The sequence below is a fragment of the Mesorhizobium sp. AR07 genome, assembly GCF_024746815.1.
GTDB lineage: Bacteria > Pseudomonadota > Alphaproteobacteria > Rhizobiales > Rhizobiaceae > Mesorhizobium.
Genome location: NZ_CP080525.1, coordinates 5,988,897 through 6,006,849, shown reverse-complemented (window position 1 = coordinate 6,006,849; position 17,953 = coordinate 5,988,897). Strand labels below are relative to the sequence as shown.

10 protein-coding genes are annotated in these 17,953 nt (G+C 59.9%); 4 read left to right on the top strand and 6 right to left on the bottom strand.

The genetic code is table 11. From position 1 onward, the window contains the following. Positions 1–50: 50 nt before the first annotated feature. Both BPNPMPFG_RS29720 and BPNPMPFG_RS29715 read left to right on the top strand, forming a co-directional pair. Positions 51–761 (top strand): helix-turn-helix transcriptional regulator, encoded by a 711-nt coding sequence (locus BPNPMPFG_RS29720; RefSeq protein WP_258592123.1) that lies wholly within the window; start codon positions 51–53, stop codon positions 759–761. A gap of 332 nt (positions 762–1,093) precedes the next feature. Continuing rightward, positions 1,094–2,257, top strand: a complete 1,164-nt coding sequence (locus BPNPMPFG_RS29715) for an NAD-dependent epimerase/dehydratase family protein (RefSeq protein ID WP_258596976.1) — start codon at positions 1,094–1,096, stop codon at positions 2,255–2,257. 47 nt (positions 2,258–2,304) lie between these two features. Here the strand turns inward: BPNPMPFG_RS29715 and BPNPMPFG_RS29710 are convergent, their stop codons facing one another. The 6 genes from BPNPMPFG_RS29710 to BPNPMPFG_RS29685 form a co-directional block, all read right to left on the bottom strand. Continuing rightward, positions 2,305–3,513: an acyltransferase family protein gene (locus tag BPNPMPFG_RS29710; RefSeq protein WP_258592122.1), complete on the bottom strand. Its 1,209-nt coding sequence runs from the start codon at positions 3,511–3,513 to the stop codon at positions 2,305–2,307. A gap of 276 nt (positions 3,514–3,789) precedes the next feature. Then, positions 3,790–5,787 carry a lipopolysaccharide biosynthesis protein gene (locus tag BPNPMPFG_RS29705; RefSeq protein WP_258592121.1) on the bottom strand — a complete coding sequence of 666 codons (1,998 nt, stop codon included), beginning with the start codon at positions 5,785–5,787 and terminating at the stop codon, positions 3,790–3,792. A gap of 297 nt (positions 5,788–6,084) precedes the next feature. After that, complete coding sequence (locus BPNPMPFG_RS29700; RefSeq protein WP_258592120.1) at positions 6,085–8,295, bottom strand: GumC family protein; 2,211 nt, start codon at positions 8,293–8,295, stop codon at positions 6,085–6,087. 1 nt (position 8,296) lies between these two features. Next, a complete protein-coding gene (asnB, locus tag BPNPMPFG_RS29695) occupies positions 8,297–10,294 on the bottom strand; it encodes an asparagine synthase (glutamine-hydrolyzing) (protein WP_258592119.1) in 1,998 nt (665 codons plus the stop codon). 1 nt (position 10,295) lies between these two features. Then, positions 10,296–11,555, bottom strand: coding sequence for an O-antigen ligase family protein (locus tag BPNPMPFG_RS29690; protein WP_258592118.1), 1,260 nt, complete (start codon positions 11,553–11,555; stop codon positions 10,296–10,298). After that, a complete protein-coding gene (locus BPNPMPFG_RS29685; protein ID WP_258592117.1) occupies positions 11,552–12,775 on the bottom strand; it encodes a glycosyltransferase family 4 protein in 1,224 nt (407 codons plus the stop codon). Before BPNPMPFG_RS29685 ends, BPNPMPFG_RS29690 begins: the two co-directional genes overlap by 4 nt. Positions 12,776–13,184: 409 nt before the next feature. On the opposite strand from BPNPMPFG_RS29685, the gene BPNPMPFG_RS29680 reads away from it, so the two are divergent. After that, complete coding sequence (locus BPNPMPFG_RS29680) at positions 13,185–16,001, top strand: AMP-binding protein (protein WP_258592116.1); 2,817 nt, start codon at positions 13,185–13,187, stop codon at positions 15,999–16,001. 321 nt (positions 16,002–16,322) lie between these two features. Continuing rightward, a complete protein-coding gene (locus BPNPMPFG_RS29675; protein WP_258592115.1) occupies positions 16,323–17,858 on the top strand; it encodes a calcium-binding protein in 1,536 nt (511 codons plus the stop codon). Positions 17,859–17,953 lie beyond the last annotated feature (95 nt).

Genomic DNA, 17,953 nt, shown 5'->3' with positions numbered 1-17,953 from the left:
TCACAAGTAATTTACTTGCGTCAGAAACAACTCGGGCTGGGGTAGAAGCGATGACACTGATTGACAGGCGCAACGATACGGTTGCGGGCAGCAAATACATTGTGTTGAGGGATATTCGTCACGCACGCTCGACACACTTTTCGGATCGATCAGACACCAAATCAGACACCAAATCGGATCGATCAGACACCAAAGTTGGCGGGCCGCAGCGGCGCAGTTTGGAATCGATCGCCGGCATGCTTGACCGCATCGGCTGTGGCTATCTCGTGCTGAACCGCGAAAAGAGGGTCATAGAATGGAATGCAGCCGCTCAAGACACGCTTGAGCGCCAGGGCGAAGCGGCCGATACCGCTGGCGAGCTTTCTATCGCGCTGAGGCGGCTGGTTGCGAATGTTCCGGTCCATTTTCAGCCGGGCTCACTCTCATGGGTGGTGATCCGAAGCAGAGGCGACAGGCCAGTGATACTGAATGAGATGGGCGTCATCGCACCTGACGGGACGAGTATCGTCGCGTTGCTGGATCGGGAGAACACGTCGGCGGCGAATCCTCTGACACTGCAAAGAATGTTCGGCTTGACCAGCGCTGAAACGCAGTTGGCGTTGCGCTTGGCTCACGGCGATGCGCCCCTGGACATCGCCCGCAGTTGGCACCTCAGCCGCACGACGATCCGCTCCCAGCTTGCTTCGCTGTTCGCCAAGACGGAGACAAAACGTCAGGCGGAGTTGGTGGCGCTTCTGGGGCGCATTTCGGTCCTGCCGTGAGTTCGGTCTAGCCATGAGATAGCCGATTTCGCCGGGCGTCGGCATCCGCCCGGATTCATGCGACCGGAAATTGGGCGACCGGAAATTGGACCGTTTCACCGCAGCCGCCTTGTGCGCGGCCGCGGGTTGCGCTGATCGTGGAGCTGACGGTGCTGTCTCTGTCCATTTCGATGCGCTGTCCGACACAGGCAGCGACCCGGATCTCTGAACGGGAGTAACTTTTTATGGCTGACTCAAATTTGACGGGCCACAGGCTGGATGATGATCCATGCCGCGGGCCTGCTGTTTCCAGCGCGGCGGAATCTGCTCGTTCACGGTCGGACGGTGCTGTGCTGGAACTTGCACGCGCAGGGCCGGTCGTCGTCACAGGTGCCGCGGGGTTCATCGGATTCCATGTTGCGTTGCGGCTTTTGAGGCATGGCGTCGACGTCATAGGCGTCGACAATTTCACGCCCTACTACGACCCAAGACTCAAGGAAGAGCGATTTGCACGCCTCTGCGCCGAGCCGGGATTCGTTCCAAAGCGTATGGACCTGGCCGACAGGGCGCTCGTAAACGCTCTGTTTTCCGACTTTCGACCCTCACACTTTGTGCACCTCGCCGCTCAAGCCGGCGTGCGTTATTCACTCGCCGACCCGCATGCCTATGTGCAGTCGAATATTGTGGCGTTTCTCAATGTTCTGGAAGGCTGCCGACACGCCGGCATCAACCATCTCGTTTACGCTTCGTCGAGTTCCGTTTACGGCGCCAATCGAAACATACCGTTTTCCGAGCACCATGGCGCCAGCCATCCGGTCAGCCTCTATGCCGCGACCAAAGGCTCGAACGAATTGATGGCGCATTCGTACAGCCATCTGTTCGGCCTGCCCGCGACCGGATTGCGTTTCTTCACCGTCTATGGCCCTTGGGGCAGGCCCGACATGGCGGTCTATACGTTCACGCATGCCATAGCCGAAGGACGAATGATCGAAATAGCGAATGCTGGACACGTATGGCGAGACTTCACCTATATCGACGACATCGTCGAGGGCGTGGTTCGAGTGCTCGCCGCACCACCACGTGCAGATCCAGCTTGGGACGGTCGCACGGCCGATCCCGCTACCAGTTCGGCGCCACATCGAATCTACAATATTGGCAATGACCGGCCCGAAGAGATCAACCGCCTGATCGCGATCATCGAGACAGCCCTTGGCCGACGCGCCCTTCGCGTCGATGTGCCTTTACCCCCAGGCGACGTTCTGGAGACCCGCGCCGACGTCAGCGATCTTCGCCGCGCTGTCGGCTTCGCACCGGCGACAGCACTCGAGGACGGAGTGCACCGTTTTGTGGAATGGTACAGGGATTTTCATGGAAGGGATTTGCCCATCAGCCGAGAACGGCAACGTTCATTCAGGCACAAGGGCGCGAGAACGCGGGCGGTTGGCGACAAACCTCAAACTATCGTGCCGGTTCATTCTCCCAGGCCCATGGCCGAGGATTTCAAACCGAACGGATGAGCTTTCGCCCTGCTGCCCCCACCTTGCGCGCGGGTTACGGTGTTCAATCAGTCTGTCTTGGGATACGCCGTCACCGGAAATGGTCGAAGCTGCCGGCGGGCGCCAGCCCCCACTCCCAAAAGGCGCCGGGCATGACGTGTCAGCGGCTTCTCGAACCAGCGGTAGGTGATCAGAGCCACGCCAAAAGTGGTCGCCAGCGCCAATACGATAAAGGCCCACGGGCCAAGCAACACGATCAAGCCTGTTCGCCAGAAGATGATGCGCATGGCGCGGATCACGAATGGATGCAGCAGATAGAGAGCGTATGACGCATCGCCGACGCCGGCTCCCCATCGAGCAGCCAGACTTTCATGCCCCCGCTCGCTTGGGGCCAAGGCAGCACTCCAGACTATGAGGGCCGCGGGGACGCCATAGACAAGGGGGCGGGAAAAATCGATCGAGATTTCGGGAAATGCCGCCGCGAGCATCAGGGCGGCCAGTCCCGTTCCGGCGACGCAGGCCCTGATGAAACCAGAGGGCCGCAGGCCCCAGGCGCACATGATTCCGATTGTTGCGCCGAAAGCGAACTCCAGGATGATCGGATTGGTCCAGAACGCGAGGGGCTCTGACAGGGGCGCGGCGAGACGGCCTGCAACCACCATCCCCGCCAGGGTCGTGAGCAGCACCGCAACGGCCCAACGCATAGGCAGTACGATTGCAGCCGCGAACAACACATAGAAGAGCATTTCATAATTGAGTGTCCAACCGAGTTCGTAGACGGGCTGAACGATGCCGTCAGGGCGAGCGGCCGGAATGAACAAATAGGATTCGATAACAAACCTGAGATTGATGTAGCTTTGGTTGAGGAAGGTGGGAGAGAGCAATGCCACTCCGAGGTAGAGCGTGGTGACAGACCAATAAAGCGGGACAATCCTGGCGATCCGACGGGAAAGGAAGAGACGCGCGCCACCCGCCTTTGCGAACAATTGTCGCGACGAGTGCACCATGATCAAGCCGGAAATCACGAAGAAGACGTCGACTCCGGCACTCCATGGTATCGGGTTCCAGGCCTGGAAGGTGCTGCCAGCCTGCAATTCCAGGGTCGCGGCGTCATGCTGCGCGTGGCGCAGCGCGACCGAAGTTGCTGCGATGGCGCGCAGGATCTGGACCTGAGGGAGTGTTTCGCGTTGCCGGGCTTCGACAGGCGTCGATGTCTCGGACTCACGGCGCATCGGCGGCGTTGAAATTGTCGCAACCGGCTCTTGTTCGTCAGGCATGGATGCTCCAAAGCTCTGCCGGATCACTGTGGCGCGCCTTCCAGAGCTCATGCATCCTTCAAATGACGGACGCAGACCGCAAAAGCACAAGGGCCGTGTCGGCAGGGCGCAGTTGTGCCGAGAGGCAGGTGAACGTCGACGCTTCTTTGAGATCCAACGACCTTGTGTCTCCAGCCATCAGGGAGAGCTATCGGCTGCAATGCCGATCATACGCGTCGCGGCTTTGTTGAACTGTCGGCCCAATGGTGACGGACATCACCGATGGATAGACAGTTCTCATTTGCCAAACCTCAAACGCAAGCGCCAATTCCGTTGTTGGCCGCCGATCGGCCTGAGCGAGAGCAGGGCAAAAACCAGGCCAGGCTGGATTTTCAGTCGCTTGCCGATATAGATAGCCATCGCGACGCTCCAGATGCTCAGGGCAAGCGTGACACCCACTGCAGCGCCAATGGGGCCGTATATCGCGACGCCCACGGCACAGGCTATGATGTTGGCCACCGCACCGGCGATCATGGTTGTCGCGGCGGCCCATTCGTTTCCAGTCATGGTCAGGAGATTCTGCTGAGGCCCGCACAGCGCAACAAAGACATATCCCAAAATGAGAACCCGCGCGATTGGCGCTCCCGCGATGTAACCCTCACCGAAGTAGCTCAAGAACGGCTCAACAATCACCATCATTGGGATGGCCACCGCGATGGCGCCGCCAGCAGAAAGCAGGGTAGCCCGTGCGAACAACTGCTGCAGAGCTTTCCGGTCTCCTCTGGCATGCAGATCGGCTGCCGTTGGCGAAAACATGGTAGCGACGGCGATGCGGGACAGTCCCACAAGCATCGCGACGTTCAATGCCAGGGCGAATATACCTGCTTCACGGATATGGTGTGTCCAGCCCAACACCAGCACCCCGGCCCGGCTGACAAAAACATCGAGACCGGTGATGAGCATGAGCGGTGGGACTGCAAGCCACCACTCCCTCGGTGCATAACTGGGCTGGGCTTGCCGCAAGCCGGGCGGTTCGAATTTCGCCGCGGTGATGAACACCAGCCCAACCGTGATGGCGGAACTTATCAACACCGCCAGCATCACCGATGGTGCGTCCACCACCCGCAATCCTGACTTTGCCAGCATCGCAACCAACACCAGCAGGAGCCCGTCTCGCACGATGCGCTCCGGCAATAGCGCCGAGATGACGCCGCCGAAAGCACGTACCAGCGTAGCGCCAAGGGCGTAAGCGGTAATCAAGGGCACCGCCGCCATGCCGAGCATGATACTTATCTCAAGCCCTCTTTGCGTATGATCCGAAAAGAAGAGGACAAAGGCAGCGCCGGTCATCCCGAAGAGCGTCGCCGCCGCCAGCGATCTTTGCAGGGCGAATTTTATTACCCCTCGCGCCAGATCAAGCCTCCCGTTGGCTCTATAGGCGGGCACAAAACGCAACAAGGATACATTGAACCCAAGTGTCGCCAGATAAGCGAGCACGGAGGTCCACGCCAGAACGTAGGAATATATTCCGTAGTTGTGGGGTCCGATGAGGCGCGCAATGGCCAGCTGCGCAAGGCTGGTCAACCCAGCACCTCCGATATAGATCAAGAGAGCGAAGACGCTCGCCCGGGCAAGCCGCGAGCCGACATCCCTCTTCGGAGGCACGGGTCTTGCGGCAAGACCGCCGGGAGGATGGTCCGGGGATTTTCGATACACGCAATTATCGACATCGGCCGCGTTGGTATCGAGTGAGGCGTATCTTTGGTCTCTAGGTTCTGCCCCGCCATCCGCACGCAAAAACGTCGAAATGATTTGTTTCTCGACCTGGTGAATACTTTTCAAGGTCGATTGACCGTCGGTATTTTCGATAGAGATGACTTTTCGGCCGGAAATCGCCAGAAGATCATTTATAGATTCAAACACACCAAAAGAGCGCATGTTCACGTTCAAGTCGGCCTCGAAAATTCGTTCCGCCGGCGGTTCATGCTCCATCCGCAGTCGCAAGCGTTCCTCCACGACCGCATATGGCACCATCAGCCTGACGGTAAGATCAGCCGGCGGCGCGAGGCTGAGCGCCTTTGCGAGCACACCGTGGTCGGTGTCTCCGTTGAACATCGCCAGCGAGCCGATCGCTTGAACGTACCCTTGATCGAATACTATGATATCGGGCGACTTCTGCGAACGACCCCAACAACGCGAGAGATGCAATATATATTGCCAGATTCGAGCACGCCATATTCGTCTGCTCGGCGGAATTAGTCTTACCATCGACAACGAAATGGAAAGATCGTTCACTCTTCCTCCGGAGGACAGCAATATTTTTAAAGTTGAAAATATTGCCGATGTTATTCTCGAGACAAACAACAAAATCCCGAGATCGAAGCTACCGGTCCTGCGGCTAGGCTTGTGGCTGAGAGCAACCTCGGCGTGATACCCTCTCCCACGCAACTGCCGAACGAGCGCGTGTGCAAACGTTGTTTTGCCGGATCCTGGCGGTCCGAAAAATTCAATGATCATTCTGGGTCAGGCTCAATCGTGGGAACGCACTTGGTTCCCTGTGATATTTTTGGGGAGCGGAGACGACGGTCCTCATCAAACCCTCGCAAGCAGGAGGTCGGCGCTGTCCCCCATCCGATAGCCAGCATGCTTCTTGAGATTCACCTGGGTGAGCACGCTCGCCATGGGAACGGCGCCTGCCCCACCGGCCCGGAGTGGCTCCAGAACACCGCGGGCAATGCTGCGCCGCGTCCTGGCCCAGCGGACGGCAAAAAGGACTGCATCCGCCCAGCGCTTTAGAAGTCTGGTTTCGGGCCCTCCGAGTCCCAAGGGTCCGTTTATGATGACGACGTCGTAAACCGAGAGCAGTTCATCCGTAAACTGGGACCTGTCCACCGTGGACAGAAGCGTCAGCAGATCATCCGAGGGTGCAGGAGCGGCCATGAGATCGATGCCGATTTCTGGCATTCTCGTGATTGCATCCTGCAGGAGACAGCGGTCACTCACATAGTCTCCAAAGGAACTGTGAGCCATGACGGTGCTGAATTCGCCACGAAACTCGTTCGTGAGCCGCGCATCCTTGCGGTCAAGGTCGAGGAAAAGCACCCTTCCTCCCAGTCGAGTTGCCGCCAGCGCCAGGCTCCACGCCAACTCGGTCTTGCCATCGTCCTGGACGCTGGACGTTATGAGGATGATATGTGGCGGGTGACCCCTCCCCTGCGTTGGCGCCGCAGTGACAAGAATGGACGTCACGGCGCGGCTGAACGGCGAGTTCCGCTGGCTCAGAACCAGATGACGCAGCTGTTTCGCGTGAATTCCCGAAACCTTGGGAAGCAGCCCTACGCACGGAATCCCAAGTTCGGCTTCGGCTTCGGCTTCGCTGCGCAAGGTCTGATTGAAGCTGTTGCGGACTATGACGAGGACCGCCCCCAATAGACCGAACACGATCATACCGGGCGGGACCAGGAAAATTGGCGACAGGGTTTTCGCATTTGATGGCGGCCATGCCGCTGAAAGGATCATTACACCTGGCGAAGGCGTCGCGATGCGCCGTATCAAGTCCTGTTGCCGGCCAAGAAGATCGTTGTAGTGCTGTGTTACGATAGCCACCTGCGGCTCAAGGGAACGCAAGCCGGAAAGCTGGTTCGCAATGTCGGCCACAGCCGCGTCGAGCACCCTCTTGCGTCCCTCCAGGGCCGCAACCTGGGCGCGATATACGTTTGCCTCGGCAGCGATGCGCGCGACGTCCTGTTCCATCTCATGGTTGATCGCGTTGCCCAGACCCTCGTCCGCAGCGGCACCCGGCTGGCGGGCCACCAGATCGGCCAATACCGGCGATCCGATTTCTTCAGCCATCACCGAGACAGCCGCGCCCGCCTTTCGCAAATCCTCGATACGGCGAAGGTGTGATTCCGAGGCGGAGAGATCGGCTTTCGACAAGGAAATCTGTCGGCTGAGTTCCGCTGTCTCATTGGCCGCGTTGTTCGCCGCACTTTGATCGACAGCGCCATGGGTCAGCCGATACGTCTCCAGACGATCGGTTGCGTCGACCAGATTGGCTTGTACTTGCGGCAGGCTGGCGACCAGCGATTCCAGTTCAAGCTGATCCGATGCACGACGTTTCTGTATGAGATCGTCGATATAGACCTGAGCGAATGTGTTCGCGACCAGCGCAGCGCGCGCCGGATTGTTATCGGTGTAGCCGATGGTGATGACCCGCGACCGCAGCTCTTGTCCAACCCTCATTCCATTCCGCAGCGTCTTCAGTTCGGCGGCATCCGCTGCTTGCGGACTTCCCGCCGCGGGCTTGCCTTGCGGCCACACGCTGTTCACGAGACCGCTGAGGAACGAGCCCGTATTGCGCTGATCGCCCGAAGCGGCGCTCGAGCCGCTTTTTCCAGCAGCATCGGCTGCCTCGGCCTTGCGCAGCGCCGCCAGAACTCGACGCAGATGGACTTGCGACGAGAGCATCGTCAGATGGTCATCGATGCTCGAATCCAGCAAGTCCTGAACGGACTCGGTAACACCCGCACTCCTGCTTGGAGCGTCGATGATTATCTGAGTCGTCGCCTCGAACAGCACCGGGCGAGCAAGGCCGGCAAGCCCGGCCAGGATGCCACCCAGAACCGCGATGGCAAGCAGGAACCATTTTCTCGTCGCCACGGTGACGACGAGCTGATGGAAGGGAGACGACGTTTGCATGGGCTCGCGCAGCGATCGCCGCATCCGCGAGTTGGTTTCGAGCGCAGCTACCGCCATTTGCGTGACGCGCGGAAGCCTAGTGCGGCTGGCTATGGAACCTTCCATCTCAAACCCCTGTCAGTTCGATGTCGTGAGAAAGGCGTGTTGCCGGCGCCGATCGCCGCATGGCTTCGTTGCGCCACGCCTGGAACATAAGAAGCGGCCACAAATCGCGAGAATGATCTTGTCTTCCACCCAGGTGATCGCGCCAACAAGCGTCGACCTTTGCAAAATCGAGAATCCCGTCTCCCGAGAGGCGTGTCGTGGCGATGATATCGCTTGCCCAGGCGCGCAGGGGTCCTTTCAGCCAGGCCCCGACCGGAACGTCGAAACCTTGCTTGGGTCGATCGACCAGCCGCCGCGGAACATAACGATCAAGGAGTTGGCGAAGTATCCATTTGCCTTTGCCATTTCGGACCTTGGCATCCGTCGGCAGGCGCCAGGCGAATTCGACGACGCGATGGTCCAGGATCGGGCAGCGCCCCTCGAGGCTGTTGGCCATGGTGGCGCGATCGAGCTTCACCAATATGTCGCCGGGCAGGTAGCCGGTCATGTCGTCGAATAGGAGACGGGACAGCAGGTCGTCGAGCTGCGATGCGCTGGCATTCGATGCCGGCGGCTTGTGAAGAACAAGGCTGTTGGTCGAAGACACCGTCAGCCGCTGAAGCAGTTCGTCCTCATTTGCCGCCGCGAGCAGGCGTGCGAGGCGATTCAACCGGTCACTTCGCAATCCGTGCCGCATGCCTGCCGAAAGCGGCAGGCTGCCGACGATATCGTTCTGGCAGGCCTGGGCCAGCAATCCGGTCCCCGCCGCCAACATCCGGCGAAGTGGTGATGGAAGCGAATGCTGCCTTCTCAGGCGGGTCGCCAGGAAGTGCCGAGAATAGCCCGCGAAGCATTCGTCGCCACCGTCACCCGATAAAGCCACGGTTACGTGTTGCCGGGCGAGCCGTGACACCAGCAGCGTCGGTATCTGTGACTCATCGGCGAACGGCTCATCCCAAATCCGCGGCAGCTCCGGAATGACCTCGCGCGCCGCGGCCGATGAAAGGTGAAGTTCCGTGTGGTCGGTGCCCAGATGCCGCGCAACCGCGGCGGCATGAGGAGCCTCATCGAACCCACTCTCGCCGAACGCTATGGTAAAGGTGCGAACGGGCTTGCTGGACTGTGCCTGCATCAGCGCGACAACCGTCGAGCTGTCAATTCCGCCCGACAGAAAGGCGCCAAGCGGTACATCGGCAACCATTCGTTCGCCGACCGCAAGCCGAAGCAGGCTGTCGAGTTCGGTCGTGAGTTCCTCGTCGCTGCCGGCGATCGGTTCCCGCCGTGCCTTAGAGGCGACGTCGGCCAGCGACCACCAGCGTCGAATGCGATGCGCAAGAGAGCCAGCACCGCGAGCGTTGGCAAAATCTGCTGCCGTCACAGACAGGACTGAACCGGGCGGCAGTTTGAACACGCCCCGCCAGATGCAACCGTCATCCGGCACCCATCCCTTCGAAAGCATGGTTGCCGCCGCATCGAGATCGAGTTCGGGAGAGAACCCCGGGAAGCCGTTGATCGCCTTCAGCTCCGAGGCAAAGACGAGCGCTTCACGTGTCGAGGCGACATAGAGCGGCTTCTTGCCCATTCGGTCGCGGGCGAGGTGGAGGATCCGTTTCTTCATATCCCACAGCCCGAAAGCGAACATGCCGGCGAAGCGCGTGAGTGCCGCGTCGAGACCCCAGCTCTCGATCGCGCACAGCATGACTTCCGTGTCACTGGTGCCGCGGAAACGGTGGCCCGCGCCTTCCAGTTCGCGGCGCAGATCGCGAAAATTGTATATCTCGCCGTTGAAGGTGATGACATAACGGCCGCTTGCGGAATGCATGGGCTGGCGGCCCGCCTCGGACAGGTCGACGATGGCCAGACGCCGATGACCGAAGGCGATCCCAGCTTCACGACTCATCCAAAATGCCTCGCCGTCAGGCCCGCGATGACGAAGGGCCGTCGTCATTGGCCCGATTGCCCTGAGCGAATTCGCATCGACCGCATCGGGCGCCAAGAGAATTCCAGCGATCCCGCACATCCTAATATCTCCTCTGGCGAACAGTCGCGGGGATCGCCCGAGGCGTTCCGGCAACAAGGCAGATGGTCAGAGAGAACCACACAATCGGATGGCGGATGATCAGGTGCGGAACACTGAAGACCGCGATCGAGACCACAAGCGCCAGGAGGGCGTCCTGTTTCGCGCGCCAGGCGCACAAGGCGGCCGAGGCGAGCATCCAAACAAGGGCCAGGACCGAGATCAGGCCGCCTTGGGTGTAGAGATCGAGAATCGTGCTGTGGGCCTCGAAAGGTCGCGGCAGAAACTGCTGATTGACGACGGGGGGACGATCAAGGTGCGGGCCTGGACCAAGGCCGAGCGACCCAGATCTCTCTCCTTTGTCCAATGCCTCGTCCCAAAGGTAGAGGCGAAGCTCGGCGGTTTCCGCGGTCGCTTGCCCGCCCTTGTCCTTTGTGAGGCTCTTGGCGAAGTCTTCGGCGCTGGCGACCTCGCTGAGGGCGTAAGGCGTCATGGAGATGGCCAGCGGAAGGAACCCAACCGTGAACAAGAGGGCAAGTTGCCGTGAAAGGCTGACCTTGCCGCCGGCGGCTGTGAGCCAAGCCCGAACCCGCAGCCCAAGCAGGATCAGGCAAGTCAGGATTGTTGTATACAGGTAGGTATCGCTCTTCGTCAGCCTTCCGACAAAGAAGGTGAGGACGAGGCTGCACAGCCCAAAGTACCTCCCCCACGGATTGCTGGTGGTTGTGGCAAGATGCAGGGCCAGAGGACCAAAGAGAGCGCAATAGAGCGCAAGCTGGTTGGGATTGTCAGACCAACCGCTGAAGCGGTCCCAATACCAGGGATCGACGCCAGATTGATGAATCCAGCCCCACCCAAGTCCCAGCTGAACGACAAAGCCTGCATTCGCGAAAGCGATTATCCACCAGGCAGTACGACGCAGATGGCGACCCGCGTCGGGCTCCGCGGCGGTCAGGCAGGTGATGAAGACCAACAGCAGGTAAGCTATCGTGTCATGTATCAACGGATCGAAGACCAGTACGGTGGTCAGATAGCCGGTGATGGCGCCTACACTCAGAGCCAGTGTCAGGAGCAGCCAGAAACGGGCAAGTTGGGCCAGGGCCGGCGTAACCTCCAATCGGCCGCCGGCGAGAACCCGCCCGATCGACAGCAATATCCAAAGCGTGAGGCACAGTTCGCTGTAGCCTACCGGCAGCCCCGGGATAGTGAGCCGCACCGCATAGGACATCGCGACGCCGCAGGCCAGGAGTGCATCACGGATCATTGCCGCGCCTCACCCAATCGGGGGTTTCGCGAGCCCTCTTCCATCAAGACCGCGGGCACCGATCGTGCTGGACTGCCGCGGTATTTGCCGCCGAGGACAGTCTTGTATAGCTCGCAATACTGGTCGACGACCAAAGACAGCGAAAAGCGCTCCCGGACTAACCCGACGGAACGGCTGCCCATGATTTTTGCGCGAGCGCGGTCGGACAGTATCTCGATTATTCTGGATGCGAGGCCATCGGCATCGCGCGGCGCAACGAGATAGCCATTCCAGCCATCTTCAACCACGTCATTGCAGCCGGGCATTCTTGAGGCAACGATTGGCAATCCGGACAATCCCGCCTCCAACAGGACACGCGGGATACCCTCGCGATATTGCGTCGGAAACGCGAACAGATCAGCCATGCCAAGGAGGGCCGGAACGTCCCGTCGTGGCCCCAGGGCGACTACGTAAGGAGCGTATCGATCGATATCGGATTTGTTGACCGCAAACGGACCTTCGGAGTCCTGTGGACCGACAAGCACGAAACGCGCATTGGGCCTCTCGGAGAGGATGCGAGGGACCGCCTTGAGCAGGGTCGGGATCCCCTTCTGACGCGTCAGCCGACCGACAAAGATGATGATTTCGGCCGATTGAAGCCCAAGTTCCTCGCGCATGGTCGTGGCCGACGGGCCACGATACCTTGCTGTCGAGAATGCATCCGGGTCGATGCCAGAACTGCGGATCAGTCGCCCTTGGCCGCGACCGACCAGCCGATAGCGCTCGAAGAACGCCTGATCGTCGCGATTCTGGAAGACGGTCATGGCTGTCCAGAATGACGCGAGCCCCTGAAGGCCGCAAAAGATCGGACGCAGGGCCAGAGCCCGCGGTTCCAGTGACGAGAATGTCCAACCAAGACCATTGATGGTGCGGATGACCGGAACCTGCCCACGCACGGCCAAGGGGGTCAGGAGATTGGGCTTGGTGTCGAAACTTTGAACGATGTCCGGACGCAGTTCAGACATCAATTTGCGGACCGCCCTGAGAGCGCCCCATTCCCCGCCGCCGCTGGCAAAGCGGTCGAACCCAAATCGCCGATGGGGAATGCCATGGGGTAAAAAGTCGGCTCCGACATCGCTTGAGACCGCGGTGACTCGAAAGCCTCTTTCGCGCAGCTCCAGCAGGAACGGGATTCTAAGGCGGTGATCCTCGCCTCCGATGCAAACCAGGTGTGGGCTCATCCTGTCCCTCCTGGATACCAGCGGTATCTCAGACGCGCGAAATGGCTGGCTTTTGGATCTGCTTTCATAGTCCGGTTTCATTGCCTCTGTGCCCACAACCCCAAGACCACGCTAGGGGCAGGCCTCCCCGCTGTCCTCGTCTGTTTGAATGAAGCAAAGCGCGTTGGACGATGCGGCGATGCACCGGATCGCTACATGTCGGACCGGCAAGGCGGTGGATCGGTCGTGGCATGCCGTGCCAAAAGCCTGCGTTGTCCCTCCAAACCACCGAGGCGGAAGGCAGTCGATCCCGCCAACGGTTGCGCACTTGACGACCTTGAATCGGCCACCCCAGACCAGGCCCAAAAATGTCGGACCGAGTTAACTGCATCCGTCGAAAATCATTCGTTCTAACGATGCCACGACCAGCATGGTCACGTACGACACTGCGGAACCGCTCAGCAAAAAGGGGGCTGTGTTGGAAGCGTTTGGGCGCCGACGTTCAGAAAGCTTGCCCTCCCGCGCCTTGCCGTCCATTCGCGGACCAGCAAAGGAGCAGGACGCCGCGATATCCCGCCACAATGGCCCACCAGACGATTTCCCATGGAAACAGCCATCCGCCCGTCCTTTGGACATGGACGGCCCGACCAGCTATCCCTTCCGCAGGATGGGCGACGATTTCTCCGAAAAACCGGCGTTCTGGCACCTGGAGCGAGTTGTCGAAAAATACCGGGACAAAATCGCAATCAGTGACGGCTCGACATCCCTCACCTTTTCGGAATTGTTGAACGCGGTCCAAAACCTGGCCGGTGCAATCGCTGATTCAGTCCCAGCGGGCAAGGCAGTCGGGCTTCTGATCGGAAACACCCTCTGGTATCCGGTGGCCATGCTCGCCGCCATGCGCGCCGGTCGACCTGCCGTGCCGCTAAATCCCCGGGATCCATTTCAGCGCCTTGCTGCAATTGCCACCAGCGCGCGGCTGGCCGCGATCGTCAAGCCGGGGCCGGGCAAGCCGGTAGGCTGGCCGGATGCCTCGTCACTGAAATGGATCGATGCGGCCAGTTGCCTGGCCCAAACGCCGGGCGGCGGCTTGCCGGTGCTGCCGTCCGATGTTTCAGTCGATTCCCCGGCAATCGTTCTGTACACGTCAGGCAGTACCGGAACCCCGAAGGGCGTCGTAAACAGCCAGCGGGCCATCCTCCAGCGCGTTCAGCAATATGTGGATGCCTGCCACATCGGCTCCGATGATGTGTTCATGCCGCTGACCGGGCCGGCAACCATCGCCGGATGCCGCGAGATGATGACCCCGATGCTGTGCGGTGCCACGTTGTACCTTTCGGACATCGAGAGTGCCGGTATTCGCGCCGCGCGCGACAATTTCCAGAAATGGCGGGTGACGGTCGTCTATCTCGTTCCGGCGCTGGTGCGAGTGTTGATGAGTGGTTCTGCGCCCGACACATTCTCGTCTCTGCGGGTCGTGCGGGTGGGCGGCGAAAAAATTCTATGGTCCGACATCGACCGGCTCCGCGACAACGTTCCCGGCTCCTGCTTTGTACAGATCAGCTATTCGTCCACGGAAACAACTGGCACGCAATGGATCCTGCCGTGGGACTACCCGGAACGAGGCGCGACGGTCCCGGTTGGCTTTGTCCTTCCCGGGATCGAATACACCGTCGTGGATGAGAATGGATGCGAGGTCGCCCCGGGCGATGAGGGGGAGTTGCTGATCAGAGGCAACTACACCACTCTCGGATATTGGGCGGATGGGGGAAACGTCCCCCTTCAAGCGAGTTCCGCCAATCCTCGGCTTCGGATCTTCGCAACGGGCGATCTGGTCAAAGTCGACGACACCGGAATGATGTGGATCGTCGGACGAAAGGGACGTCAGATAAAAATAAACGGAAGACGGGTCGAGCCTGCCGAACTGGAACTCGTCCTGCGCCGAGCGCCTCAAGTGAAGGATGCCGTTGCAGTCGTGACGGATGCGAACGAACTGGTGGCTTTTGTCGTTCCCGCGAAAACTGACGGAAGCGAACTCGTTCCTGAATTGCGCGAATTGATCAGAAGAACTCTGCCGCCGGCAGTTCATCCCACGCGACTGCACAGTGTCGCCGAGATACCGCAGCTCAAAGGCGGCAAAGTCGACGGCGTCAGATTGCGGGAACTGGATTGCGCGCTGAACGCGCAAGATGCCCAGAAGACGTCAGCCGTCCGGCAGGCGGCAAACCCGCTCGATGTCGAAGGCGCCGCGACGGCCGTATGGGAGAGGATACTCCCGGGCAAAAAGGCGGCTGGCAGCCACTGGGACGATGCGGGCGGCGATTCATTGAAGCTGTTGCAATTCGTCATGGAGCTCGAGACGGCGCTTGGGCGGGAACTCAACCTGGACGCTTTCACCGTCGGGATGAGCTTTGCCGATATCGTCAGGGCAGCGTCACCAGAGCAAGACACAAGCAGCTCGCTTGTCGAGGCCTCGGACCCAAGGCCAATTTTGTTCATCGTGCCAGGATCGATCGGCTACGGTCCAAGCCTGGCAGCCTTCGGAGTCGAGATGAGCAATGTCGCCAGGGTTGTGGCCGCGCGCTATGGCGATTTGAACGACCTGCTGAAGGGACATGGCACAATACCGCGGATGGTGGATGCGATCGTCGACCAGATCAGCGAGGTCCAGCCTGATGGCAATGTGAACCTGATCGGTTATTCGCTCGGCGGCGGCGTCGCGTTCGAGGTTGCCGCCAAACTTGTTGCCGCAGGCCGGTCGGTCACGTTCCTGGGAATCCTCGACACCAATATCGGGGCTGGGCAGCACAACTACCGTGAAACTCTTGCACGCACCGCCCAGCGTATCCGCGCGCATAGAGTGACGGTGGATCGCATGATTTTGCGAGCCCTGGCGAAAATATTCGCCAGACTGGGTGCCGAGGCCCTGCTCGCGAGGGGCATCGATCGGCTGAAATGGAGGGCCTTCGCCAGAACGCGATTTATTTTGCGCCTCGAACTCGAGGAAATCCTACGGATGCGCGCATTTGGCCAGTGGCTCGTGCAACCGAAGACCGCGCTGCCGATTACCGCCACCCTGTTTCGGTGCAGGCGTACGGGCGTTCCGTCAGATCTTGGCTGGGGCGCCTTCTTTGCCGGTCTGAACATAGTTCCGATCGTGGGCGGGCACCTCGATATGCTCATTGAACCGCACCTCAGCCACAATCGTCCCTTGATAGAAGGCGCCTTCCTGGTGAGCGGCTCATAGCGGACTCGCCGCTATTCCCGCTCTCCTAAGCTGCGCCGATGGAATGAACCAGGGCGACTGCGCGCTTTCCTGGCAGCTATCCACAACAAATCCAGCAGCGCCGCAGCGGCAAGGACAGTCTAGTCCCGCGTTGCCGCGCTAGCTAAGGTTTTTCTAGATAATCCAACATTCCCGGAACCAAGGCAGCCATCGTCTCGCGCGGCGATTTCCTCGCGATGATCAACGATTCTATCAAAGGGTGCTGCTATTTGATTTGGCGCTAATATACCATTTCCACTACGCAGGCATGGGGCACTACCGAATCAGACGAAGGATATTTGCATGACAACTCTCCACTATGCCTCGGGTGGATCAGCCGCCGAAGTCGCAACCGCCGGATTCAATCTTGTCGACGTTTCGTCCGTGGACGAACTCAACGCGCTGCCAGCCGGCACGAAAGGTCTGGTCTGGCTGAATGAGGCCAACGGGGTAACCTCGTCCTTTATCCAGAAGGTCACTCCCTTCATCGGCAATCCGAAGGCATTTGGTTTCTTCCTTGTCGACGAACCGGACCCCACCGGCCAATGGGGAACCTACGCAACCGCCGCGAATCTGAAGGCGGAATCAGACTGGATCCACTCCAATTTGCCAGGCGCCAAGTCCTTCATCACCATGATGAACATGGGATCTTCCGCCAATCCTGATTTTTCGAACACCTTCAATCCTGCCAACACGCATATCGACTACTACGGACTGGATCCCTATCCGGTGCGCACCGGAACAAGCGCGGTCGACTACAACATGATCGACAGGACCGTGGCCGCGGCTGTCAACTCGGGCATTCCGGTCAGCCAGATGGTTCCGGTCTATCAGACGTTTGGGGGCGGCAGCTTTACAACCGATACGGGCGGCAAATACGTCCTTCCCACCGCCACCCAGGAACAGACCATGTTGGACCACTGGGCCAACCTGGTTCCGTCACCTGCCTTCGACTATGCCTATGCATGGGGTTCCCAGCAGGGCGATACGGCGCTTGGAAACTCGGCGGCGCTACAAGCCCTCTTCCTTCAACACAACCATGGCACCACCATTGTGCCCCCGACGCCCGTGGTGACCCCGCCAACGCCCGTCGTGACCCCGCCCACCCCCGTCGTGACCCCGCCGACGCCCGTGGTGACCCAGCCGACGCCCGTGGTGACCCAGCCGACGCCCGTCGTGACCTCGCCCAGCGATCACATTTTCACCGGCACTGGCGGCGCGGATGTATTTCACGGCACCACCGGCGCTGACACGATGATCGGTGGTGGCTACAACGACACCTACTTTGTCAACAACCCCGGCGATAGGGTGATAGAGGTGAAAGGCGGCGGCAACGATACCGTGCTGGCATCGGTGAGCTATGCGCTTTCGGCCGGGTCGGAGATCGAGCATTTCGCCACCACGAACCGCTCCGGCACCACCGCCATCAACCTCACGGGAAATGAGTTCTCCCAAAGCATACAGGGCAATGCCGGCAACAACATCATCAACGGTGGTGGCGGGCAGGATGTGTTGACAGGAAATGGTGGCAAGGACGTCTTCGTCTTCAGTGCCGCCCTCAAGGCCGGCAACGTCGCCAAGGTTACTGACTTCAACGTGACCCAAGACAAGATTCAACTCGACCACACTGTGTTTGCGGGGCTTCATGGGGGCACCCTTTCCCAGGACGCGTTCCACGTCGGCAGGGGTGCGCAAGACAGTACCGACCACATTATCTACAACAGCACGACCGGCGCAGTCTCCTTCGACAGCGATGGCATCGGCGGCGCACATCAGATTCATTTTGCCACTCTGTCTCCGCATCTATCGTTAACCGCATCCTCGTTCATCGTAACGTGAGCCTTTTGGGAAGAACGCCCGACCTCGTGAACCGATGCTGACGTTCATCGAACGATATCATTCATCGAACGATATCAATCGAAGACGTCAACGGA

What these genes read in the sequence shown, in the direction of transcription:
- BPNPMPFG_RS29690 (WP_258592118.1), bottom strand. Translation starts at nt 11,555, where the DNA reads ATGATCCGTGATGCACTCCTGGCCTGCGGCGTCGCGATGTCCTATGCG.
- BPNPMPFG_RS29685 (WP_258592117.1), bottom strand. Translation starts at nt 12,775, where the DNA reads ATGAGCCCACACCTGGTTTGCATCGGAGGCGAGGATCACCGCCTTAGA.
- BPNPMPFG_RS29720 (WP_258592123.1), top strand. Translation starts at nt 51, where the DNA reads ATGACACTGATTGACAGGCGCAACGATACGGTTGCGGGCAGCAAATAC.
- BPNPMPFG_RS29675 (WP_258592115.1), top strand. Translation starts at nt 16,323, where the DNA reads ATGACAACTCTCCACTATGCCTCGGGTGGATCAGCCGCCGAAGTCGCA.
- asnB (WP_258592119.1), bottom strand. Translation starts at nt 10,294, where the DNA reads ATGTGCGGGATCGCTGGAATTCTCTTGGCGCCCGATGCGGTCGATGCG.
- BPNPMPFG_RS29680 (WP_258592116.1), top strand. Translation starts at nt 13,185, where the DNA reads ATGGTCACGTACGACACTGCGGAACCGCTCAGCAAAAAGGGGGCTGTG.
- BPNPMPFG_RS29710 (WP_258592122.1), bottom strand. Translation starts at nt 3,513, where the DNA reads ATGCCTGACGAACAAGAGCCGGTTGCGACAATTTCAACGCCGCCGATG.
- BPNPMPFG_RS29700 (WP_258592120.1), bottom strand. Translation starts at nt 8,295, where the DNA reads ATGGAAGGTTCCATAGCCAGCCGCACTAGGCTTCCGCGCGTCACGCAA.